General features: G+C 70.5%; 1 protein-coding gene. It reads right to left on the bottom strand.

Going from position 1 to position 535, the window contains the following annotated elements; all coding sequences use genetic code 11:
- Positions 1–90: 90 nt before the first annotated feature.
- Positions 91–535, bottom strand: a 445-nt coding sequence (locus VTU_RS30325; RefSeq protein ID WP_040894290.1) for an AMP-binding enzyme, incomplete at its 5' end; no start/stop codon positions are given.

The raw sequence follows: 535 nt of genomic DNA, 5'->3' as shown, positions 1-535 counted from the left end.
GTGCTGGTGCTGCGCTGAGCGCCGGGGGACGGGGCCCCGCCGGCTCAGGCGGCACTGCGCTGAGGGCCGGGGAACGAGGGCCCCGCCGGCTCAGGCAAAGAGATCCTGGTACTGCGCGCGCAGCAGGCTCTTCTGCACCTTGCCCATGGCGTTGCGCGGCAGTTCGGCGACCACGAAGCAGCGCTTGGGAATCTTGAAGTTCGCGAGCTGCGCCTTGAGCGTGGCGCAAATCGCCTCGCCGTCGAGCTGGGCGCCCGGCCTGGGGACCACCACGGCCACGCCCACCTCGCCAAAGTCGGGGTGCGCAACGCCCACGAGCGCGCTCTCGGCGACACCGGGCAGGCCGTTGATATGGCCCTCGATCTCGGCCGGGTAGACGTTCAGGCCACCGCTGATGATCAGGTCCCGGCTGCGCCCGACGAGGCTCAGGTAGCCGCGCGCGTCGATCCGACCCAGGTCGCCGGTCCGGAACCAGCCGTCGGGCGTGAATTCTTCAGCGGTTTTCTCGGGCATGCGCCAGTAGCCCGGGAACACG

This window comes from Verminephrobacter aporrectodeae subsp. tuberculatae At4 (genome assembly GCF_000193225.1).
In the GTDB taxonomy this organism is placed as follows: Bacteria; Pseudomonadota; Gammaproteobacteria; order Burkholderiales; family Burkholderiaceae_C; genus Acidovorax; species Acidovorax aporrectodeae.
This window is presented reverse-complemented; position numbering and strand designations above follow the sequence as displayed.